Here is a 21,916-nt window from a genome sequence, read left to right as displayed (position 1 = left end):
TGTCGTAACGCCTTGAAGCGCCGGCCGATCAGCCTTGGCCGATCAACCTTGGCCGATCAGCCTTGGCCGAGCTTTTCCATCCTTGCCGCGCGCAGCCGGGCGAAATCGTCGCCGGCGTGGTAGGACGACCGCGTCAGCGGCGTCGCCGAGACCATGCCGAAGCCCTTGCCATAGGCGGCGTCCTCATAGCTCTTGAATTCGTCGGGGGTGACAAAGCGGTCAACCCGGTGATGTTTCGGCGTCGGTTGCAGATACTGGCCGATGGTCAGGAAATCGACATCGGCGGCGCGCATGTCGTCCATCACCTGCAGCACACCGGCGCGGGTTTCGCCAAGCCCGACCATGATGCCCGATTTGGTGAACATCGTCGGGTCCAGTTCTTTCACCTTCTGCAACAGCCGCAGCGAGTGGAAATAGCGCGCCCCGGGGCGGACCTCGAGATAAAGCCCCGGCACGGTTTCAAGGTTGTGGTTGAACACGTCGGGACGCGCCTCGACCACCTTTTCCAGTGCCGAGGGCGGGCATTTCAGGAAATCCGGAGTCAGGATCTCGATCGTGGTCTGCGGCGAGCGGTGGCGCACGGCGCGGATGGTCTGGGCAAAGTGTTCCGCCCCGCCGTCTTCCAGATCGTCGCGGTCGACGCTGGTGATGACCACATGCTTCAGCCCCAGTTCGGCCACCGCATGCGCCACCTTGCCCGGCTCGAAGGCGTCAAGGCTTTGCGGCTTGCCGGTGGCGACGTTGCAGAAGGTGCAGCCGCGGGTGCAGATCTCGCCCATGATCATCATGGTGGCATGCCCCGCGCTCCAGCATTCGCCGACGTTCGGGCAGCCGGCCTCTTCGCAGACCGTCACCAGCTTCTTCGACTTCAGGATGTCGCGCGTCTGCTTGTAGCCCTCCGAGGTCGGGGCCTTGACCCGGATCCATGACGGCTTCTTCGGCTGTTCCTGATCGGGCCGATGGGCCTTTTCGGGGTGGCGCTGGTCGGGCAGCTTGAGGTCGCGCACCGGATTTTCCCCCTGACGCAAGATTTTCCCGAAGATAGGCTTTCCCCGGCCCGAAGGCAACCGGCGCAGCCCTGAGCCCTGCGGGACGGGCGTTGCATGGCGGGCAAGGCTGGGATGCTCCCGCCGCCCGGATAGATGGTTACAGGAGGAAAAATGTCGATGAAACTGTTCGCCGAGGTGCTGGGCACCTTCATTCTTGTGCTTTTCGGCTGCGGGGCGGCGGTGATCGGCGGCGCGGCCATCGGCCACACCGGCATCGCGCTGGCTTTCGGTCTGGCCATCGTGGCCGCCGCCTACGGGCTTGGCGCGATCTCGGGTGCGCATCTCAATCCGGCGGTGTCCTTTGGCATGGTGGCGGCGGGCCGGATGACGCTGCCCGATGCAATTGCCTATGCCGTCGCGCAGACGCTTGGCGCCATTCTTGGCGCCGGTGCGCTTGTCCTCATCACCTCGGGCAGCGCCGGCTGGACCGGGGGGCTTGGCGCGAATGGCTATGGGCCGGGCTATCTTGGCGAATATTCCCTGACCGCCGCGCTGGTGTTCGAAGGCGTCATGACCTTCGTTTTTGTCACGGTGATCCTTGGCGCAACCGGCCGCGGTGCGGCCACCGGCTTTGCCGGGCTGGCGATCGGCCTGACGCTGGCGGCGATCCATCTCGTCGGCATCAATGTCACCGGGGTTTCGCTGAACCCCGCGCGCTCCATCGGCCCGGCGCTGCTTTCCGGCGGCGCGGCGCTGGCGCAGCTCTGGGTGTTCCTCGTTGCGCCCGTGGCGGGTGGACTTGTGGCCGGCGCGCTTTACAAGGCGGGCCTGACCCGCGCCGACTGAGTGGCAAAACACGGCAAGGGGCGCGGTGGATTTCTTCGCGCCCTTTTCCTTTGCCCTTGATCTATGTCAGAGAAGCGCAAGCCCTGCCCCGCCATAAGCGGCCCCATGACCGTGATCGAACTGACCTTCGCCCTTCTGGCCCTGCTGGCCACCCCCGGCCCGACCAACACGCTTCTGGCGCTGGCCGGGGCGCAGGGCGTGGCCCGCCCACTGCTCTTGCCGCTGGTGGAACTGGCGGCCTATCTGGCCACTGTCATTCCGCTGTCGATCTGGGGCCATCGCTGGCTTGAGGCCGCGCCCGGGCTGCGGCTGGCGCTGACGCTGGCGGCGGCGCTCTGGGTGGCGGTGTTGGCGGTGCGGTTGTGGCATGCCTCGACCCGGCCCTCGGCTGCCGACGCACCCGGCGTCACGCCGATGCAGGTCGCCATTACCACGCTGCTCAACCCCAAGGCGCTGGTTTTTGGTCTGGTGCTGATCCCCGAGGGGCCGAACCTGCCCGCCGGGATCGGGCTTTTCGCCGCGCTGGTGCTGACCGTCTCGCTGGGCTGGCTCTGGCTTGGGGCGCGGCTTTCGGGCCGTCTTGCGCCGCTGGTCAACCGGGGCGGCGCAGTCTGGCTGGGCGTGCTGGCCGCAGTTCTGCTTGGCCGGGTGCTGACCGCCTGACATGACCGAAGCTGAAACCCACAGCCTGACTGAAGATGCCCAGGGCATCGCCTACGGCGCCGGCATGGCAGCCTTCGCCATCACCATCCTGACCCATCTCGGCCTTATCACCGGGCAGACGGCGGGGCTGGCGGTGCTGCTCTCCTACCTGACCGGCTATGGTTTCGGCCCGGTGTTCTTTGCCGTCAACCTGCCGTTCTACTGGCTCGGCTATCGCCGCATGGGGCTGGCGTTCACGCTCAAGACCTTTGCCGCCGTGGCGCTGATGTCGGGGCTTGCCGTCCTGATGCCGGCCTGGGTGCGCTTTGACAGCCTCTCGACCCCGGTCGGCGCCCTCCTGTTCGGCGCCATCTCCGGCTCGGCGCTGCTGGCGCTGTTCCGCCACGGTGCCAGCCTTGGCGGCGTCGGCATCCTTGCCCTGCTCCTGCAGGACAAGACCGGCTTTCGCGCCGGCCACACGCAACTGATCTTCGATGCGGTGCTGTTTGCGGTGGCGCTGACGGTACTGCCCGCCGTCACCGTGATGTGGTCGGCACTTGGCGCGCTGGTGGTCAATCTGGTGATCGCCATCAACCACCGCCGCGACCGTTACATCGCCACCTGAGCCGAAGCGGAAAGGTTCCTCTGGTCTTTCCGGCCCGCCTCCTGTAAGGGGCGCGGCAACACACGGACAAGTGAAAGAGACCCCTCCGATGGAGCTTCGCAACATCGCCATCATCGCGCACGTCGACCATGGCAAGACCACGCTGGTGGACGAACTGCTGAAACAGTCGGGCTCGTTCCGCGACAATCAGGCGGTTTCCGAACGCGCGATGGACAGCAACGACATCGAACGTGAACGCGGCATCACCATTCTGGCCAAGGCCACCTCGGTCGAATGGAACGGCGTGCGGATCAACATCGTCGACACCCCCGGCCACGCCGATTTCGGCGGCGAGGTGGAGCGCATCCTGAACATGGTCGACGGCGTTTGCCTGCTGGTCGACGCCGCCGAAGGGCCGATGCCGCAGACGAAATTCGTCACCTCCAAGGCGCTGGCCCTTGGTCTGCGCCCGATTGTCGTGGTGAACAAGGTCGACAAGCCCGATGCCGAACCCGACCGCGCGCTGAACGAGGTTTTCGATCTCTTCGCCAACCTCGGCGCCAATGACGACCAGCTGGATTTCCCGCATGTCTACGCCTCGGGCCGGTCCGGCTGGGCCGATCTGGAGCTGGACGGGCCGCGCAAGGACCTCTCGGCGCTGTTTGACCTGATCGTGCGTCATGTGCCGGCGCCGAAGCAGATCGCCAAGCAGTCCGAACCCTTCCGCATGCTGGCCACCACGCTCTCGGCCGACCCGTTCATCGGCCGCATCCTGACCGGCCGGGTTGAATCCGGCACCCTGAAGGTGGGCGAACAGCTCAAGGCGCTGACCCGCACCGGCGACCGGATCGAGCAGTTCCGCGTCACCAAGATCCTTGCCTTCCGTGGGTTGAACCAGACCGCGATCGACGAGGCGGTGGCGGGCGACATCGTCACCATCGCCGGCATGACCAAGGCGACGGTGGCCGACACGCTCTGCGCGCTGGAGATTGACACCGCGCTTCCCGCCCAGCCGATCGACCCGCCGACCATCACCGTGACCTTCGGCATCAACGACTCGCCGCTCGCCGGCAAGGACGGCAACAAGGTGCAGTCCCGCGTCATCCGCGAGCGCCTGCTGAAAGAAGCCGAAGTCAACGTGGCCATCAAGGTCGCCGACACCCCCGGCGGCGACGCCTTCGAAGTCTCGGGCCGTGGCGAATTGCAGATGGGCGTGCTGATCGAAAACATGCGCCGCGAAGGCTTTGAGCTGTCGATCAGCCGCCCGCGCGTGATCTTCCGCGAGGTCGACGGCGTGCGGATGGAACCGATCGAGGAAGTCATCGTCGATGTCGACGACGAATATTCCGGCGCAGTCATCGACAAGCTGACCGGCGAGCGCAAGGGCGATCTGGCCGAAATGCGCCCCGCCGGCGTCGGCAAGACCCGGATCATCGCCCATGTCCCCTCGCGCGGGCTGATCGGCTATCACGGTCAGTTCCTGACCGACACCCGCGGCACCGGCGTTCTGAACCGCATCTTCCACGACTGGGCGCCGCACAAGGGCCCGATCCAGGGCCGGCGTCAGGGCGTGATGATCTCGATGGAAAACGGCTCGTCCGTTCCCTACGCCCTGTGGAACCTTGAAGAGCGTGGCCGCATGTTCATCGGTCCGCAGGAAGCGGTTTATGAGGGCATGATCATCGGCGAGCACTCGCGCGACAATGACCTTGAGGTGAACCCGCTGAAGGGCAAGAAGCTGACCAACGTCCGCGCGAGCGGAACCGACGAAGCGGTGCGCCTGACGCCGCATGTCCGCATGAGCCTGGAAGAGGCCATCGCCTATATCGACGATGACGAACTGGTCGAGGTGACGCCGAAGATCATCCGCCTGCGCAAGCGGGTGCTGGACCCGCACGAACGCAAGCGCGTCAGCCGGAATGCCTAAGGAAAAACCGCCCCTCGGGGCGGTTTTTTCATGGATGGCGGGTAAAATTACCTCCTCTACGGGGGCCACTGTACGGTGGGTGATTCACCCACCCCCGCCCGCACTTCACGCCGCCGCCGCCGCCGCCAACCGGCAGGGCATGAATTCCTCCACCTTCACCTGATCGCCGTCAAAGGTGCAGAAACTCGCCGTCGGCACTTCGTTCCAACCGCCCTCCTCGGCCTCCAAGGGCTCCGACACCACCGCCATGCCGCCGCGCGTCGCCGACCAGCGGTAGTAGAGCGAGGGCGCCGCCTCATCGGTCGCGTAGCGCACGGCATAAAGCCGGTGGCCGTCCGACAGCGCCGCCGTCATCCGCAGATGCGGCGCAGCCCCCTTCGCCCGCGCCAGCCGGATGAACCGCGCCGCCGCCCGTTCCAGCGCGCCGCGCGGATCGCCGTCCAGCCCCTCGGCCACCGCCACCAGAAACAGCGCCTCGGAATCGGTTGCCCCCTTGCGCGCGCCGTAAAGGCTGTCCGGCACCATCATGTCGGCATCGCGGCGGAACTGGTCATAGCCGCCGACCTGCCCGTTGTGCATGAAGCTCCACTGGCCATGCACGAAGGGGTGGCAGTTGTTGCGGCTGGTCGCGGTGCCGGTCGAGGCCCGGACATGCGCCAGGAACAGCCCCGATTTCACCTGCGCTGTCAGGCTGCGCAGGTTCGGGTCGGACCAGGCCGGCATCACGTCGCGGTAAAGCCCCGGCTCGGGCCGGTCAGCATACCAGGCGACGCCAAAGCCGTCGGCGTTGATCGCCGAATGGCACTGCGTCGCGCAATGGCTTTGATGAATCAGCGAATGGCCCGGCCGGCTGATGATCTCCTCAAGGAAGATCGGCGCCCCGGAATATGCGGCCCAGCGGCACATCAGTGCTGCCCTCTCACGGTAAACATGCCTGCCTCATGGTGTTTTTTGCAACATTACCATGAAATCAGCGATTTGCGCGGGGAAAATCCGCGCAAATCTTTCATTCGGCCTCTTCCACCACCATCAGATCGCGCACCGAAGCACCGCGGGCATGGGACAGCGCCGCCTGATAGGCCTCAGAGTGATAACACTCCACCGCCTTTTCAAGGCTGGGGAAGCGCGCCACCACGTTGCGCGGCCGGTCATTGCCCTCAAGCTGGACATAGCGGCCGCCGCGGGCGAGGAAATAGCCGCCATGCGCGGCAATCGCCGGGCCGGCGAGGGCGGCGTATTTGCCGTAAGCCTCGGCGTCGGTCACCTGCACATGGGCAATCCAGAGCGCGGTCGGCATCTCAGGCCTCCAATGCGGCTTCGACCGCCTTCAAAGCCGCATCGGCCAGCGCAATGTCGGCCCCGCCGCCCTGCGCCATGTCAGGCCGGCCGCCGCCGCCCTTGCCCCCCAGCGCCTCGACCGCCGCCTTGGCCAGCGTCACCGCACTGATGCGCCCGGTCAGGTCGGCCGTCACCCCCGCCGCCACCGCCGGCTTCGCCCCGGTATCGGCGATCAGCACCACCGCACCCGAGCCGATGCGGGCCTTCATCTCGTCGATCAGGCTGGGCAGATCCTTGCCGGACACGCCTTGCATCACCTGAGCAATCAGCTTGATGCCATTGATTTCCTTGGCATCCGGCCCACCGGACTTGCCGCCCATGGCGAGTTCGCGCCGCAGGGTCGCCACTTCGTTCTGCAAGCCCTTGCGTTCCTCGACCAGCGCCTTCAGCCGCTCGACAATCTCGGCCGGCGCGGCTTTCAGCACCGCCGCCGCCTCGACCAGTTTCGCTTCCTGCGCCTTGAGATAGTCCACCGCCGCCTGCCCGGTCAGCGCCTCGAAGCGGCGCACACCGGCGGAAGACGCGCTTTCCCCCAAGCTTACGAAGGCGCCAATATCGCCGGTGCGCCGGACATGGGTGCCGCCGCAAAGCTCAAGGCTGTAGGTGTTGCCCTCGGCCCCCTTGCCCGAGCCGTCAAGCTGGCCCATCGACACCACGCGCACCTCGTCGCCGTATTTCTCACCGAACAGCGCCTGCGCCCCCAGCGCGCGGGCGTCGTCGGGCGTCATGATCCGGGTCTCCACCGGCGAGTTCTGCCGGATGAAGCCGTTCACCTCGGCCTCGACCTGGGCAAGTTCCGCCGCGCTCATGCCGGTGGCGTGGCTGAAGTCGAACCGCAGCCGGTCGGGGGCGTTGAGCGAGCCCTTCTGCGCCACATGGTCGCCAAGCGCCCGGCGCAGCGCCTCGTGCAACAGGTGCGTCGCCGAATGGTTGGCGCGAATCTGGCTGCGGCGGGCATGGCTTACCTCCAGCTTGGCCGGCTGGCCGCGCAGGATGGTGCCTTCGGTCACCGTGGCGACATGCAGGAACACGCCGGCGGTCTTGCGGGTGTCGGTCACCTGCGCCAAGCCGGTTTCGGTGCGGATGAAACCCTGATCGCCGACCTGCCCGCCGCTTTCGGCGTAGAACGGCGACTGGTTCACCACGATCTGTACGGATGTCCCAGCCTCAGCCGCGCCGATTTCCGCCCCGTCGCGGACCAGCGCGTTGATCTGGCCTTCGGCGGTTTCCAGCTCGTAGCCGAGGAATTCGGTCACGCCATGCGCCTCGGCAATCTCGAACCAGACTTTGGCATCCGCCGTGCCGCCGGCGCCAGACCACGAAGCGCGCGCCTTGGCCTTCTGCTCTTCCATCGCGGCGTCAAAGCCCTGCACATCCACCGCCCGGGCCTTTTCGCGCAGCACGTCCTGCGTCAGATCCAGCGGGAAGCCATAGGTGTCATAGAGCTTGAACGCCACCTGCCCCGGCAGATCGGCGCCTTCGGGCAGGCGGTCCAGCTCGTCAGTCAAGAGCCGCAGACCGCGGTCCAAAGTTGTCTTGAAACGGGTTTCCTCCAGCTTCAGCGTCTCTTCGATCAGGCTTTGCGCCTGGGTCAGTTCCGGATAGGCCCCGCCCATCTGCCGCACCAGGGCCGGCACCAGCTTGTGCATCACCGGGTCCTGCGCCCCGAGCATATGGGCATGGCGCATCGCCCGGCGCATGATGCGGCGCAGCACATAGCCGCGGCCCTCGTTCGACGGCGTCACGCCATCGGCGATCAGGAAAGAGACCGAACGCAAATGGTCGGCGATCACCCGGTGGCTGGTCTTGCCCTTGCCGTCCGGATCCGAGTTCGTCGCATGCGCCGAAGCCTCGATCAGGCTGCGCATCAGGTCGGTGTCATAGTTGTCGTGCTTGCCCTGCAGCAGCGCGCCGATCCGCTCCAGCCCCATGCCGGTGTCGATCGACTGCATCTCCAAAGGCACCAGCCGCCCGTCGGCGAACTGTTCGTTCTGCATGAAGACGTTGTTCCAGATCTCGATGAAGCGGTCGCCGTCCTGTTCGGCACTGCCGGGCGGGCCGCCCCAGACGCTCGGGCCATGGTCATAGAAGATCTCGGTGCAGGGGCCACAGGGCCCGGTCGGCCCCATGCGCCAGAAGTTGTCATCCGAGGCGATGCGGATGATCCGCTCCTCCGGCAGACCGGCGACCTTTTTCCAGATCGCCGCCGCCTCGTCGTCCGTATGGTAAACCGTGACCGTCAGCTTGTCCTTGGCCAGACCGAAATCGCGGGTCAGAAGCTCCCAGGCAAAGGCAATCGCCTGATCCTTGAAATAATCGCCAAAGGAGAAATTCCCCAGCATTTCAAAGAAGGTATGGTGCCGCGCGGTGTAGCCCACGTTGTCGAGATCGTTGTGCTTGCCCCCCGCGCGGACGCATTTCTGCGCGGTGGTGGCGCGCTTGTAATCGCGCGTCTCGACCCCGGTGAAGCAGTTCTTGAACTGCACCATGCCGGAGTTGGTGAACATCAGCGTCGGGTCGTTGCGCGGCACCAGCGGGCTCGATTCCACATGCCGGTGGCCGTTGCGCACGAAGAAATCGGTAAAAGTCGAGCGGATGTCGTTCAAGGACGCCATGGGAACCCCTTCGGGAATACGGTTTCGACCCCGTTTAGCCCCCGGCGCCCGCCCTGTCCACGGGCTTTTGCATGAGCAGCAAAAAGGCCGGAGCCTCTGCCCCGGCCTTTGATTTGTTGATCAAATTCGCGCTCAGTCGTCCAGCACGTCGTCCTTGTCGGTCATGGTGAAATCCAGACCGTTGGCAGCGCGGATCCTGTCCTCGATGTCCATGGCAACGCCGGGGTTCTGCTTGAGGAAGGTCTTGGCGTTTTCGCGGCCCTGGCCGATGCGCTCGTCCTTGTAGGAATACCAGCTGCCCGACTTCTCCACCACGCCGGCCTTGACGCCGATGTCCACCAGCTCGCCCACCTTCGAGATGCCCTCGCCATACATGATGTCGAATTCCACCTCCTTGAACGGCGGCGAAACCTTGTTCTTCACCACCTTGACCCGGGTGGTGTTGCCGATCACCTCGTCGCGGTCCTTGATCGCGCCGGTGCGGCGGATGTCCAGACGCACCGAGGCATAGAATTTCAGCGCATTGCCCCCCGTGGTGGTTTCGGGGCTGCCGAACATCACGCCGATCTTCATGCGGATCTGGTTGATGAAGATCACCATGCAGTTCGAGCGGCCAATCGAGGCGGTCAGCTTGCGCATCGCCTGGCTCATCAGACGCGCCTGGCTGCCCATCTGCATGTCGCCCATGTCGCCCTCGATTTCCGATTTCGGCACCAGCGCCGCCACCGAATCGACCACGATCAGGTTGACCGCCCCCGAACGCACCAGCGTGTCGACAATCTCCAGCGCCTGTTCGCCGGTGTCGGGTTGGCTGATGAGAAGCTCGTCAAGGTTGACGCCCAGTTTCTTGGCATATTGCGGGTCGAGCGCGTGTTCGGCGTCGACAAAGGCGCAGACCCCGCCCTTCTTCTGGCTTTCGGCCACCACATGCAGCGTCAGTGTGGTTTTGCCAGAGCTTTCGGGGCCGTAAATCTCGACGATCCGGCCCTGCGGCAGCCCGCCGATCCCCAGCGCGATATCAAGGCCCAAGGATCCGGTCGAGGTCGCCTCGATGTCCATCACCGCATTGTCCTGGCCGAGTTTCATGATCGAACCCTTGCCAAATTGCCGTTCGATCTGTGCCAGCGCGCTTTCCAGCGCCTTTGCCTTGTCCATGCCCTGCTTCCCGTTCAACTCGAGGAGGTTCGCCACCGCCACCATTGCCGTTCTCCTTATCACATGGCCGCGCTTCGGCGGCAATTGCCTGCATGTTCCGGTTTTGTTTTCGATATATGAATACAAAGCAAGAACATTTCAATCCAAATCTCGCAATCCCAGCTTTTCCCGGTCTGGATTAAGGAATAGTGAACGGCCACGGGCCTCCGGGGCAATTTCAAGGGATTTTTCACCATGATGGTGTTCTGGCAGCAGCGACTGGCGTTCCTGGCGACGCCGAAAACCGCGTCAACCGCGATCGAGGCCGCCCTCGGCGCGCTGGCGACGCTGGTGATTCTGCGCCCGCGGGAGTTGAAGCACACCGACGCCACGCGCTTTGAACGCTTCCTGCAGCCCTATCTGTCCGAAGGCGGTGAGGGGCCTTTCGAAGTCGTGGCCCTGATGCGCGAGCCGCGCGACTGGCTGGGCAGCTGGTATCGCGACCGCCAGCGCGAGGATGTCGCGCCCGAGCTTTCGACCAGGGCCATGAGCTTTGATGACTTCGTGCGCGCCTATTGCCGCACCACGGCCCGCCCGGCCTGTGCCGATGTCGGCTCGCAGGCCGCGTTTCTGACCACGCCCTCGGGGGCGCAGATGCCGCATCTTTTCCGCTACGAGTCGCTGGGGGATTTCGTGCAATTCCTGGAAGACCGGCTCGGCTGCGAGATCACCCTGCCGCGGCTGAATGTCTCGCCCAAGGGCAGCACCGCGCTCAGCCCCGAGACCGAGGCGCTGTTGCGCGCCACCCTGGCCCAGGATTTCGCGCTCTATGACAGTCTGAAAGGCTGATCAGCCCCGCTCAATGCAGCAGCTGGCCCTGCACCGTTGCCGCAAGATCTGACAGCGAAAACGGCTTCGGCAGGAAGACCGAGTTCGGAATCCGCGCCTGCATTTCGGAAAGCGCATCCTCGGCATAGCCGGAGACGAAGATCACCCGCACGTTCGGGCGCATCTCCAGCGCCTGCTTCACCCAGGACGGCCCGTCCATGCCCGGCATCACCACATCGGTGACGAAGATGTCGACCTCAAGCGTCGGATCCTCCAGCTTGGCCAGCGCCTCTTCGGCACTTTCCGCCTCCAGCACGGTATAGCCGCGCATCCGCAGCGCCCGGCTGGCAAAGGCCCGCACCGGCGCCTCGTCTTCGACCAGCAGCACCACGCCTTCGCCGGGACGCATCACGACACTGGGCCGCGGCGCCGGCAGCTCGGCCGGTTCCTCGCCTCCGGTCCCTTTGAAGACCGGGAAGTAGATCTGGAAGATGCTGCCCTCGCCTTCGGTCGAATCCACGAAGATGAAGCCGCCCGACTGCTTGACGATGCCATAGGCCGTTGACAGGCCAAGACCGGTGCCCTCTCCCTGCTTCTTGGTGGTGTAGAACGGTTCGAAGATCTTTTGCAGCCGGTCCTCGGGGATGCCGCAGCCGGTGTCGCTGACCCGGATCAGCGCATAGTCGCCCGCCGGCACCAGCGCCCGGTCGCGCCGCATGTCGTCCCGCAGCGTCAGGGCCTCGGTCTCGATGCGGATAGCGCCGCCGTCGGGCATGGCGTCCCTTGCATTGACCACGAGGTTCATCACCACCTGTTCCAGCTTGCGCCGGTCGGCGCGGACGGTTTGCAGCCCGGCGCCATGGCTGAGGCGCAGGGTGATCCTTTCGCCCACCAGCCGGTTCAGCAGGTGCGTGAGATCGGAAAGCAGGTCCTCCAGCTCCAGCCTTTCGGGCTTCAGCGTCTGCTTGCGGGAATAGGCGAGCAACTGGCCAACCAGGGCGGCCGCGCGATTGGCGTTCTGGTGGATCTGGATCAGGTCGGCATAGGCCGGATCCTCGGCCCGGTGGCGCAACAGCAAAAGGTCGCAATGCCCCGAGATTGCGGTCAGCAGATTGTTGAAATCATGCGCAATTCCGCCCGCCAGCTGGCCGATGGCCTGCATCTTCTGGCTTTGCACGAATTGCGCCTCGAGCGTCTTCAGCGCGGTGGCGTCCTGCAGGATGGCCAACACGCCGGGCCGCCCGCCCTCGACGATGCGGCGCAGCGTGACCTGCACGAAGGTTTCATGGCCCAGCTGGCGGGCAGTCAGAACCTCGGCCCCGCCGGGCTTGCGCTCGGCCACCACATCGGCGAGCCAGTCGCCGACCGGGCGGCCCAGACCGTCGAACAGGTCGTGGAAGGCCGGGCTGGCGGCTTCGTCCAGCTGCAACTGTTCACGCGCCGCCGCGTTGGCCGCCCGCAGCCCACCGTCGGGGGCGAACTTGAGAAGCGGCACCGGAACATGTTCGAAATCCGCCTGCACCTGGGCGGGACTGTCCTGCGCGGGCAAGGGCAGCAGGAAGATCTCGCGCCGCTCGGCCATGCCCTCCACCTCGGCCAGAATGGCGCGCAGGGGGCCGTCGATGCCGTTCACCTCCACCTCCTCGCCCGAGCGCAGAGTGGGCGAGGTGAACACCCGGTCCAGATGCTTGGGCCGCCCGCCCAGAAGCCGCCGCATCGCCTCGTTGGTGAACAGCACCACCCCGGCCTTGTTGGCGGTCAGCATCGGCAGGCTGAGCGTCTCGGCCCCGCGGCCAAGCGCCGTGCGGTCGGCAAATTCCTCAAGCCGCCAGAGAAAGCGGTTGTCCGACAGACGATGCACCGCCAGCCGGGTGTGACCGCGGCGGCTGACCACATCCTCGCGCGCCGCCCCCACATGTACGGCGCGGGCCTGCAGCCGGTAAAGCACCGCCGCCGGCGCCGCGAAGGCCTCCTGCAAGACGGCGACGAGCGTATGGCCCGCCACGCCGCCGAAGCGGTCGCGGGCGGCGTCATTCTGAAAGCGGATCTGGCCCTGGGCGTCGGTGGTGAAACTGGGCGTCGCGTCCTGGCCCGTCATCAGCACAAGCTGCCGGTCCAGCCGGCGTTGTTCCAGCCCCTTCAACCCGTCAAGCCCGCGCGCGATCATGACAAGCGCGACAAAGGTCAACCCGATGAGCGCCGCCCCGATCTGCACCGCGCGGCCATCGGCCAGCCCGGCCACGGCAAGCGCCGCAACCGACAGCAGCAAAAGCAGGACCACGGCCTGCATCCGCCCGCGCCGGTTGAACAGCTGTGCCAACTCATCGAGCGCTTCGCCTGCCAAAACCCTTCCCCCGCAGATTCGTCTCTCTCTGCTTCACTAGGCCGGGCAATGGTTAATCTTGGCTTAACATCCTCGCCCCCTGTCGCAAGATTAGCGGCTTCGCGGGGGCGATGTCATGAAAATTCTCGTTAAGGTTGCGCCTTGCGCGTCAACTCCGTCGTTCAAGCAGGGCGAGGAAGAACCCGTCGCCGCCGATGAGCGGCGAGAACCGGCGTTGCAGACTGCAGACCCAGCCGGGCTGGCGCGACAGGAAGGCGGCGATCTGATCCTCGTCTTCCTCGGCCAGAAGCGAACAGGTCGCATAGGCCAGCACGCCCCGGGGCGCGACCATCCTGGCGCAGCGGTCAAGGATCTGGGCCTGAATCGCGCAAAGCTCGGTCAGGCGGGCCTCGGTCAGCTGCCATTTGCCCATCGGATCGCGCCGCCAGCTGCCGGAACCGGAACAGGGGACGTCTGTCAGGATCAGGTCATAGGGCGCTGTTTTCTCGGGGCTTTCCGTCAGATGGACCTTGACGCCGGCCCGCGCTGCCCGCGGTGGCAGATCGCGCAGGCGCTGCGGCGCCGCATCATGGGCGTAAAGCCGCAGGCCGGCCCGGGCGGCCATGGCCAGCGTCTTGCCGCCACCGCCTGCGCAATGGTCAAGCACCCGCATGCCGTCGCGCAGCGGCAGGGCTTCGACCACGGCCTGCGAGGAGGCATCCTGCAATTCGACCAGCCCCTCGGCGAAGGCCGTGGAATTCTGGATTTTCCGTGCGTTTTCCGTAACCTCAAGACCGAAGTGCAAACCGGAAACCGGCTGCGCCCCAATACCCTCCTGCCGGAGCCGCGCCTGTGCGGTGGCGAGATCGGCCTTGCGCGCATTGACGCGCAGGAAAACCGGGGCGCGGTGGCGCAACGCTTGAAGCGTCGCCTCAACATCGGCCTGCAACACCCTTTCAAGACGGGGAAAAATCCAGTCTGGCACATCCAGCGCCTCAACCCGCTCCGGGAGACGGCCCTGATCGGCCTCGCTCAGCGCGGCAGGGGCGTGGCCCGTGCCGGTGAAGAGCGGCGCCGGGTCAACCCCTGCGGCGCGCAGCCCGCCCAGCACCAGCCCGCGGCCGGTCATCGCCCCGCCAAGTGCGGCGAAGGACCGCTTGCAGCGCAGGGCGTCATAGACCAGATCGCGCACCGCGTGGCGGTCGCCCGAGCCGGCAAAGCGGCTGGCACGGCCCCAGTTGGTCAGGGCCTGCTCGGCAGGCTCGCCGGCAAGAGTGCGGTCCAGCACGGCAATGGCGGCGGCGGCGCGGGCGGCGGGGGTCATGCCTTGCGCTCCTGCAGGATGTTGCCGCCGTCGACCACCAGCGTCGCACCGTTGACGTAAGATGCCGCGGGCGATGCGAGGAAGGCCACGCAGGCGGCGACCTCGTCAGGACGGCCGGCGCGGCGCGGCGGGGTGGCGGTGGCAGCGATCAGTTCCTCGGGGGTGGAGGCCTCGGTTGCGATCCAGCCGGGGGCGACGGCGTTCACCGTCACGCCCTGCGGCGCAACTTCGAGTGCAAGGGCGTGGGTCAGCCCGACCATCGCCGCCTTGGCGGCCGAATAGGCCGTCTCACCGGGGTTCGACACCTTCGGCCCGGTGACCGAGGCCATCATGATGATCCGCCCCCGCCCGGTGGCCACCATGGCCGGCAGATAGGCGCGCGTCACCAGAACCGCGGTGGTCAGCGTGGTGTCCATCTGCCGCCGCCATTGCTCGGGCGTCATGTCAAGGAAGCTGCGCTGCACGGCCGGCGACAGGACCGAGCCCATGCCGGCATTGTTCACCAGAACCTCGGCCGGGCCGGTGGCGTCGTGCAGCCGCGCGACGGTGGCCGGGTCGGTCAGGTCGCCCTGAAAGGCGAGGACGTGGTAGCCTTCGGCCAGAAGCTCGGCCCGCCGCGCCTCGATCCGGCCCGAGGTGGCGGTGATTGCCAGATCGAACCCCGCCGCCCCCAGGGCGCGCGCGCAGGCCATGCCGATGCCCCCCGGCGCCCCTGCCCCCGTGATGACTGCCAATGCCATGCCGTCCCCCCTGCCTGCGACCTGCCCCGCGACCGGACAATATCGCGCCTTCGTCAGACAGGCTCTAGCCGTCCGCCAGCGATCCTGCAACGCGAGGGCTGGCAGAATCGCCGCCGCCGCCCCATGTCAGTGGCATGGATAAGCCAGAACCTGACCGCCTGTCGCAGATTCTTCCCCGCCTGGCCGCGGGCACCGGCGAGCGGTTGACCGTGGGGGAACTGGTCAGCCGGATGGGCGAGCGCGCCCATACCGCCCTTCTGGTGCTGTTCGCACTGCCGAACACCCTGCCCTCGATCCCCGGCACCTCGGCGATCACCGGCGTACCGCTGGTCTATCTGTCGCTGCAACTGGCGCTGGGCCGCACGCCCTGGTTACCCGCCTTCATCACCCGCCGCAGCTTCTCGCGTGAGGCGTTGGCGGCACTGCTGGAACGCGCCCAGCCCTGGCTGGAGCGGGGCGAGCGCTACCTGCACCCGCGGCTCGCGGCGCTGACGACCGCGCGGGCGCAACAGGGGGTGGGGGTGCTGATGCTGATCCTGTCGCTGGCCGTGCTGCTGCCGATCCCCTTTGGCAACATGCTGCCGTCGCTGGCAATCATCTTCTTCGCGCTTGGGTTGATCGAAGAGGACGGGGCCTGGATCATCGGCGGCCTTCTGGTCATGCTGGTCGGCGTCGTGGTGTTTTCCACCGTGCTTTGGGGGCTGTTCAAGGCGGCGGTGTTCGTCTTTCTCGGCGCCTTCGGCTACGCGCCCTGAGGCGCAGACCTCAGACCGCCGTCACCAGCACCTTGTCGATGCGCAGCCCGTCCAGGTCCAGCACTTCGAAGCGGTGGCCGTGCGCGGTGAAGCCTTCGCCCAAACCCGGCAGGCGGCGCATCTGGTGCAGCACAAGCCCCGCCACCGTGTCGTAATCGCCCGCCATGTCGCGCGGCAGGTCGAGCCGGTCGCAAAACTCGTCGGCCGGCATCCAGCCCGCGACCAGCAGGCTGCCATCCTCGCGCGTCACCATGGCCGGTTCGTCATCGTCATTGGCCGCCACTGCGCCGGTAATCGCTTCCAGCACGTCGCCGCTCGTGATGATGCCTTCGAAATGGCCGTATTCGTCATAGACCAGCGCCATGGAATGCGGCGCGGTGCGCAGGATTTCCAGCACGTCCAGCGCATCGGCGCGGTCGGAGACCACCGGCACCTCCTGCATCAGCGCCCGGATGTCCAAAGCCTCGCGCCGGGAGACGGCGTTGAAGGCGTCCGACAGGGTGACGATGCCCAGAACCTCGCCCGTCTCGCGGTTTTCCACCGGCACGCGGGGGCGGCCGATGCGGCGCATGGCGGCGACGGCCTCGGGGCCGGTCATCGCCAGGTCCAGCATCTCGACATCGCGGCGCGGCGTCATCAGAGCCTTGGCCGAGCGGTCCGAGAGCCGCATGACGCCCTTCATCATCTCGCGTTCCTCATCCTCCAGCACGCCGCCCTCATGGGCTTCGGCAAGGATGGTGTGGACTTCCTCCTCGGTGACGCGGCTGGCGCTGTCGCCGCGCTGACCCAGAAGCCAGAGCAGCACCTTGCCCGAGCGGTCCAGCACCCAGACCACCGGCGCGGCGACCTTCGAGAGCACCGTCATGGCCGGGGCCACCGCGATGGCCAGCCCCTCGGGATTGCGCAGGGCAAGCTGCTTCGGCACCAGTTCGCCCACGATCAGCGAGACATAGGTGATCGCGACCACCACGCCGCCGACCCCGATGTTGCCAGCCCATTCCGGATCAACCCCGCGCGCGACGAGAAGCTGGGTCAGACGGCTGCCAAGGGTCGCGCCGGAGAGCGCCCCGGACAGGATGCCGACCAGCGTGATGCCGATCTGCACGGTCGACAGGAACCGGCCCGGATGCTCGGCCAGCCTGAGCGCCGCCGCAGCGCCGCGGCTTTTGGCTTCCATGGGTTTCAGGCGGGCCGGGCGGGCCGAAACGATGGCCATTTCCGACAGGGCCAGCACGCCGTTCAGGCAGATCAGGCCAAGGATGGTCAGGAGTTCAACGATCATGATGGCGGCAAAATCGGCCCTGCCCCCGGCAATTGCAAGGGGCAAAGCCGGCAGAGGTCAGATTCGCACCCCTTCGCGGGCAGCAAGGTCACAGAAGAACTGCCAGGCGACGCGGCCCGAACGGCTGCCGCGGGTGGCCTGCCATTCGATCGCCTCGGCGCGCAGCCGGTCCTCGGGGACGCGCAGCCCATGCGCCGCGCAATAGCCGCGGATCATGTCGAGATACTGGTCCTGATCGCAGGGATGGAAGCCCAGCCACAGCCCGAAGCGGTCGGAGAGCGAGACCTTTTCCTCCACCGCCTCGCCGGGGGTGATGGCGGAGGAGCGTTCGTTCTCGATCATGTCGCGCGGCATCAGGTGGCGGCGGTTCGAGGTAGCGTAGAACAGCACGTTCTCGGGCCGGCCCTCGATGCCGCCGTCCAGCACCGCCTTGAGCGACTTGTAATGCTGGTCGTCATGGCTGAACGACAGGTCATCGCAAAACAGGATGAACTGAAAGGGCGCGGCACGCAGATGCGCGAGGAGGCGACCCACCGAGGGCAGGTCTTCGCGCGACAGCTCCACGATCTTCAATGCCAGCCCTTCGGCCACCACCTTGGCATGGATCGCCTTGACAAGGCTCGACTTTCCCATGCCGCGCGCACCCCAGAGAAGCGCGTTGTTGGCCGGAAGCCCGCGGGCGAAATGCCGGGTGTTTTCCAAAAGCGTGTCGCGCGAGCGGTTGATGCCGACCAGAAGGCCGATGTCGACGCGGCTGACCTTGGCCACCGGCTCCAGCCGGTCAGGCGCGGTGTGCCAGGCAAAGGCCTCGGCCGCGGTGAAATCGGGCGCGGGCATCGGCGCGGGGGCCAGCCGCTCCAGCGCTTCGGCGATGCGGATCAGGGCGTCAGTCATGCCTTGCTTTCGGTCTCGTCATCCAGATCGTCCAGATCGACCCAGGTGCCGTCGGCGCGCATCCGCGCCTCGCGTTCGCGTTCAAAACGCGCAACGAGGAAGATCGAGATTTCGTAAAGCGGGTAGATCACCGCGAACAGGATCAGCTGGCTGGTCACATCGGGCGGCGTCACCATTGCGGCAACGAACAGGATCGCCACGACCGCATATTTGCGCGTGTTGCGCAGCCCGTTCGACGACACCAGCCCCGCCCGGCCCATCAGCGACAACAGCACCGGAAGCTGAAAGCACAGGCCAAAGGCCAGAACAAAGCTCATGGTCAGCGCCAGATAGGCCTCCATCGAGCCGTTGAACACCACGCCACTCGGCGCGGCAGCCCCGGCGGTTGCGGCAGCACCTTCGTTCACGGTGGCGGCAAAACTGTCCTGATACGACAGGAAGAACTCGAACGCCCAGGGCAGGATGACGAAATAGGCCACCGCGCCGCCAAGCGCGAACATCACCGGCGAGGCGACGAGGAAGGGCAGAAAGGCGCTTTTCTCGCTGCGATAAAGGCCCGGCGCCACAAAGCGCCAAAGCTGATAGGCAATCGCCGGAAAGGCCAGCACGAAGCCGCCCCACAGGCCGATCTTCATCGAGACGAAGAAGCCCTCTTCCATCTTGATCAGCACAAGCTGGCACTGCTGGCCCCGGCCCTCCAGCACGGCGCAGAGCGGTTCCTTCAGAACGTCAAAGACCGGCTTCCAGAACACCCAGGCAAAGAGAAACGCCAGCGTGAAGGCCGCGATGGCGTAAAGCAGGCGATTGCGCAGCTCTGTCAGGTGCTCGACCAGCGGGGCCGCGCTGTCGTCGATGTGATCAGCGGTCTTGGGCATCAGCTTTGCGCCTCATCGGTCTTTTTCTTGCGCGGGGCGCGTTTGGGTTTTGCCGGCGCGGCGGGCTGGTCCAGCGCTTTGATCTTTGCGGTGGCCTCGTCCATGATCGCCTTGCGCGCCGCCTGTTTGGCGTAAAGCGCCTGCGTATTGGTCCCGGCCGCGACAGGAGCGGCCGACACGGGAGCGGCAGTCACGGGCTCGACCGTCACGGGGGCGGCAGTCTCCAGGGCGGCAGCGGTGGCTGCCGGTGACACCACGGGCGGCATTGGCGGCGGCACCAGCGGGCCGGTGACCGGCCCCCCAGCCTTCAGCGGCTGCGACGGCTTGGCCGCGTTCTTCATCGGATCCCATTTTTCGAACTTGTCGACAGCGCCCTTGACCGAATTCATCGCGGTGGACTTGGGATCGGTGATGGCGTTCAGATCGCGCACCGCGTCCTTCATGCCGCTTTCATTGGCCGCCTGTTCCATCGCCCGCGAAAACTCGCGCGCCATGGATTTCAGCTTGCCGGAGAAGCGGCCAAGCTGGCGGAACATTTCGGGCAAATCCCGCGGGCCGACGACAATCAGCGCCACGATGCCAATCACCATCAACTCCGTCCAGCCGATATCGAACATCCTCGGGCCTTCCTGCCTGGATCAAACGCAAAAGGCGACAGGCTCAGGCCTTGTCCTTGTCGGAGGTTTCGGCCGGGGTGACATCCTTGGCAACCTCGGCGGGTTTGTCGGCGTCTTCCTGACCTTCCTTGACGCCCTTCTTGAAGGCGGTGATGCCCTTGCCGAACTCGCCCATCAGGCCGGCGACCTTGCCGCGGCCGAACAGCACCAGAACCACGATGGCAATAAGCAAGAGCTGAAGCGGGCTACCCAGGTGCATTTCTAGCGTCCTTTTCCAATGGCCCGCGCGGGGCCGTGATCTTTGTTGCAGTCTACGACCAAACGGCCCTGACAAAACAGGGGGACCGACGGCAATCAGGGCTGGAATCCCCTAGTAACTGACAGTATTCTGTCAGCAACACGGGGGAACCATGCACCGCACCGACCGCCTGTTCGAACTTGTGCAGGTCCTGCGCGACGGGCGGTTGCACCGCGCCGCCGATCTGGCCGAGGCCATGGGCGGCGTCTCGGTGCGCACGATCTGGCGCGACATGGCCACGCTGATCGCCAGCGGCATGCCGATCGAAGGCGAGCGCGGCGTGGGTTACGTGCTGCGCGTGCCGACCACGCTGCCGCCCCTGATGCTGACGGCGGCCGAAATGGAGGCGTTGCGCGCCGGGTTGCGGCAGGTGGCAGGCGGTGCGGACGAGCTGCTGTCGCGCGCCGCGCGCAGCCTTGCCGCCAAGATCGGGGCCGTGGCCCCTGCCCCGCAAAGCCCTGACGAGGATGACCTTTTCGCCTTCACCCGCGCCGCCTCCCGCCCGGCCGAGGCGCTTTTGCCCGACTTGCGCGCGGCCATGGCCAAGGCCGAATGGCGGCTGGTGACGGCACTTGACAGCCACGACCAGCCGCGCCGCGAACTGGTCTTGCCGGTCGGGCTGGTGCAGGCAGACGGTCAACGCGTGCTTGTGGCGCTGGCCGGCGCGGACCGGGCGGAGCGCCGGATCGGGCTGGACCGGATCCTGGCGGTCGATCCCGCCTGAGGTCACGCCGCGGGAAACACGAAACAGCGGTCGCGGCGGATCATCAGCCAGAGCGCCGTGCCGGGTTTCGGCAGGAACACGCCGGGGACCGAAGCCGTCAGCACCAGCCCGCCATCCGCCATGGCGAAATCGACAAGGCTTTCGCGGCCAAGAAAGCGCGCCCGCGCCACGGTGCCGCGCGCCGGGGTGCCGTCCTGCACCGTCGGGTTCGGGCCGCGCCCGGCGCGGTCGAAGTCGATCTTCAGGTGTTGCGGGCGGATGATGATGTCGACAGGCGTGCCGTCGGCATGGCCGGGCGTCAGGAAGTCGCCGAACGGCGTCGCAGTCAGGGCGCCTTTTGACACCCCCCGGATCACGTTGATATCGCTGAAAAAGGCCGCCGCCGCCCGGTCCACCGGCGCGTTGTAGATGTTGTAGGGCGCCCCGCGCTGCACGATCTCGCCCGCGCGCATCAGGGCGATCTCGTCGGCCATCCGCATCGCCTCGTCCGGCTCATGCGTGACCAGAAGCACCGCCGCGCCCTCTTCCTTCAGAAGCGCCAGCGTCGCATCCCGCACCCCGTCGCGCAGCCGGTTGTCGAGGCCGGAAAACGGCTCGTCCATCAGCATCACCCGCGGCCGCGGCGCAAGCGCCCGGGCCAGTGCCACGCGCTGCTGTTCGCCGCCGGACAATTCATGCGGGTGCTTCTGGGCAAAACCGCAAAGGTTGACCTTCTCCAGAAGCTCGCCCACCCGCCGCGTCTTGGCCGCGCTGTCGCCCTTCAACCCGAAAGCCACGTTGCCCGCCACCGTCAGATGCGGAAACAGCGCGAAGTCCTGAAACATCAACCCGACGCCGCGCGCCTCGGGCGGCAGGGTCGGGCCGGCGCCAAAGACCGGCACCCCGTCGATGCGGATCTGGCCCTGATCGGGGCGCTCCACCCCGGCGATCATCCGCAAGGTGGTGGATTTGCCGCAACCCGAAGGCCCGAGCAGGCACATCACCTCGCCCGCCTCGATCGACAGCGAGACATCCGCCACCACCTGCCGCCCGCCAAAGGCGCGGCTCAGGGCATCAACGGTCAGACGGGTCGGAGAGGTCACGCGCGGGGTATCCGAGTGATTTATTCGGGTTTTGTTGCGGGCGATACCTAGCAGCCCCGCCCCCGTGCGGCAAGACCGG

21 protein-coding genes are annotated in these 21,916 nt (G+C 66.4%); 7 read left to right on the top strand and 14 right to left on the bottom strand.

Annotation, left to right across the window (positions count from 1 at the left end):
• Positions 1-56 precede the first annotated feature (56 nt).
• Positions 57-1,007 (bottom strand): lipoyl synthase, encoded by a 951-nt coding sequence (lipA, locus tag G4Z14_RS01190; protein ID WP_164622929.1) that lies wholly within the window; start codon positions 1,005-1,007, stop codon positions 57-59.
• Positions 1,008-1,160: 153 nt separating this feature from the next.
• Between lipA and G4Z14_RS01185 the strand changes: the two genes are divergently transcribed.
• From G4Z14_RS01185 to typA, 4 genes are all read left to right on the top strand, one after another.
• Positions 1,161-1,835 carry an aquaporin gene (locus tag G4Z14_RS01185; RefSeq protein WP_164622928.1) on the top strand — a complete coding sequence of 225 codons (675 nt, stop codon included), beginning with the start codon at positions 1,161-1,163 and terminating at the stop codon, positions 1,833-1,835.
• 105 nt (positions 1,836-1,940) lie between these two features.
• Positions 1,941-2,498: a LysE family transporter gene (locus G4Z14_RS01180; RefSeq protein WP_164622927.1), complete on the top strand. Its 558-nt coding sequence runs from the start codon at positions 1,941-1,943 to the stop codon at positions 2,496-2,498.
• A 1-nt stretch (position 2,499) separates the two neighbouring features.
• On the top strand, positions 2,500-3,102 hold the full coding sequence (locus tag G4Z14_RS01175) for a YitT family protein (RefSeq protein WP_164622926.1): 603 nt from the start codon (positions 2,500-2,502) through the stop codon (positions 3,100-3,102).
• 88 nt (positions 3,103-3,190) lie between these two features.
• The gene (gene typA / locus G4Z14_RS01170; RefSeq protein ID WP_164622925.1) at positions 3,191-5,008 is read left to right on the top strand and encodes a translational GTPase TypA; all 1,818 of its coding nucleotides are present in this window, start codon (positions 3,191-3,193) and stop codon (positions 5,006-5,008) included.
• A 105-nt stretch (positions 5,009-5,113) separates the two neighbouring features.
• On the opposite strand, the gene G4Z14_RS01165 is transcribed toward typA, so the two are convergent.
• The 4 genes from G4Z14_RS01165 to recA all read right to left on the bottom strand — a co-directional run bounded on the left by G4Z14_RS01165 (position 5,114) and on the right by recA (position 10,158).
• Positions 5,114-5,914: a class II glutamine amidotransferase gene (locus tag G4Z14_RS01165; RefSeq protein ID WP_164622924.1), complete on the bottom strand. Its 801-nt coding sequence runs from the start codon at positions 5,912-5,914 to the stop codon at positions 5,114-5,116.
• Between the two features lie 100 nt (positions 5,915-6,014).
• On the bottom strand, positions 6,015-6,305 hold the full coding sequence (locus G4Z14_RS01160) for a DUF1330 domain-containing protein (protein ID WP_164622923.1): 291 nt from the start codon (positions 6,303-6,305) through the stop codon (positions 6,015-6,017).
• A 1-nt stretch (position 6,306) separates the two neighbouring features.
• On the bottom strand, positions 6,307-8,961 hold the full coding sequence (alaS, locus tag G4Z14_RS01155) for an alanine--tRNA ligase (protein ID WP_164622922.1): 2,655 nt from the start codon (positions 8,959-8,961) through the stop codon (positions 6,307-6,309).
• A 132-nt stretch (positions 8,962-9,093) separates the two neighbouring features.
• On the bottom strand, positions 9,094-10,158 hold the full coding sequence (recA, locus tag G4Z14_RS01150; RefSeq protein ID WP_164623483.1) for a recombinase RecA: 1,065 nt from the start codon (positions 10,156-10,158) through the stop codon (positions 9,094-9,096).
• A gap of 192 nt (positions 10,159-10,350) precedes the next feature.
• On the opposite strand from recA, the gene G4Z14_RS01145 reads away from it, so the two are divergent.
• Positions 10,351-10,944, top strand: coding sequence for a hypothetical protein (locus G4Z14_RS01145; protein WP_164622921.1), 594 nt, complete (start codon positions 10,351-10,353; stop codon positions 10,942-10,944).
• 10 nt (positions 10,945-10,954) lie between these two features.
• On the opposite strand, the gene G4Z14_RS01140 is transcribed toward G4Z14_RS01145, so the two are convergent.
• The 3 genes from G4Z14_RS01140 to G4Z14_RS01130 all read right to left on the bottom strand — a co-directional run bounded on the left by G4Z14_RS01140 (position 10,955) and on the right by G4Z14_RS01130 (position 15,310).
• Positions 10,955-13,213, bottom strand: a complete 2,259-nt coding sequence (locus G4Z14_RS01140) for a hybrid sensor histidine kinase/response regulator (protein WP_164623482.1) — start codon at positions 13,211-13,213, stop codon at positions 10,955-10,957.
• 202 nt (positions 13,214-13,415) lie between these two features.
• Positions 13,416-14,570 (bottom strand): RsmB/NOP family class I SAM-dependent RNA methyltransferase, encoded by a 1,155-nt coding sequence (locus G4Z14_RS01135; RefSeq protein WP_164622920.1) that lies wholly within the window; start codon positions 14,568-14,570, stop codon positions 13,416-13,418.
• Complete coding sequence (locus G4Z14_RS01130; protein WP_164622919.1) at positions 14,567-15,310, bottom strand: SDR family NAD(P)-dependent oxidoreductase; 744 nt, start codon at positions 15,308-15,310, stop codon at positions 14,567-14,569. The genes G4Z14_RS01135 and G4Z14_RS01130 overlap by 4 nt, the downstream gene beginning before the upstream one ends.
• 134 nt (positions 15,311-15,444) lie before the next feature.
• On the opposite strand from G4Z14_RS01130, the gene G4Z14_RS01125 reads away from it, so the two are divergent.
• Positions 15,445-16,065 (top strand): exopolysaccharide biosynthesis protein, encoded by a 621-nt coding sequence (locus G4Z14_RS01125; protein WP_164622918.1) that lies wholly within the window; start codon positions 15,445-15,447, stop codon positions 16,063-16,065.
• Between the two features lie 10 nt (positions 16,066-16,075).
• Here G4Z14_RS01125 and G4Z14_RS01120 read toward each other — a convergent pair whose 3' ends face one another.
• Genes G4Z14_RS01120 through G4Z14_RS01100 form a run of 5 tightly spaced genes read right to left on the bottom strand, consistent with a single transcriptional unit; the run spans position 16,076 to position 19,992 of the window.
• Positions 16,076-17,347 (bottom strand): hemolysin family protein, encoded by a 1,272-nt coding sequence (locus tag G4Z14_RS01120; protein WP_164622917.1) that lies wholly within the window; start codon positions 17,345-17,347, stop codon positions 16,076-16,078.
• Positions 17,348-17,404: 57 nt separating this feature from the next.
• Positions 17,405-18,241, bottom strand: coding sequence for an ATP-binding protein (locus G4Z14_RS01115; protein ID WP_164622916.1), 837 nt, complete (start codon positions 18,239-18,241; stop codon positions 17,405-17,407).
• Positions 18,238-19,116, bottom strand: coding sequence for a twin-arginine translocase subunit TatC (gene tatC / locus G4Z14_RS01110; protein WP_164622915.1), 879 nt, complete (start codon positions 19,114-19,116; stop codon positions 18,238-18,240). Before tatC ends, G4Z14_RS01115 begins: the two co-directional genes overlap by 4 nt.
• A complete protein-coding gene (gene tatB, locus G4Z14_RS01105) occupies positions 19,116-19,733 on the bottom strand; it encodes a Sec-independent protein translocase protein TatB (RefSeq protein WP_164622914.1) in 618 nt (205 codons plus the stop codon). Before tatB ends, tatC begins: the two co-directional genes overlap by 1 nt.
• 43 nt (positions 19,734-19,776) lie before the next feature.
• Positions 19,777-19,992 (bottom strand): twin-arginine translocase TatA/TatE family subunit, encoded by a 216-nt coding sequence (locus tag G4Z14_RS01100; protein WP_164622913.1) that lies wholly within the window; start codon positions 19,990-19,992, stop codon positions 19,777-19,779.
• Between the two features lie 151 nt (positions 19,993-20,143).
• Here G4Z14_RS01100 and G4Z14_RS18840 point away from each other — a divergent pair, with 151 nt between their 5' ends.
• Positions 20,144-20,755 (top strand): helix-turn-helix transcriptional regulator, encoded by a 612-nt coding sequence (locus G4Z14_RS18840; RefSeq protein WP_227751455.1) that lies wholly within the window; start codon positions 20,144-20,146, stop codon positions 20,753-20,755.
• A 2-nt stretch (positions 20,756-20,757) separates the two neighbouring features.
• Here G4Z14_RS18840 and G4Z14_RS01090 read toward each other — a convergent pair whose 3' ends face one another.
• Complete coding sequence (locus G4Z14_RS01090) at positions 20,758-21,837, bottom strand: ABC transporter ATP-binding protein (RefSeq protein WP_164622912.1); 1,080 nt, start codon at positions 21,835-21,837, stop codon at positions 20,758-20,760.
• Positions 21,838-21,916 lie beyond the last annotated feature (79 nt).

The organism is Tabrizicola oligotrophica (assembly GCF_011008935.1).
In the GTDB taxonomy this organism is placed as follows: domain Bacteria; phylum Pseudomonadota; class Alphaproteobacteria; order Rhodobacterales; family Rhodobacteraceae; genus Tabrizicola_A; species Tabrizicola_A oligotrophica.
Note: the sequence above shows the minus strand (reverse complement) of the source record. Positions and strands in the feature narration are given on the sequence as shown.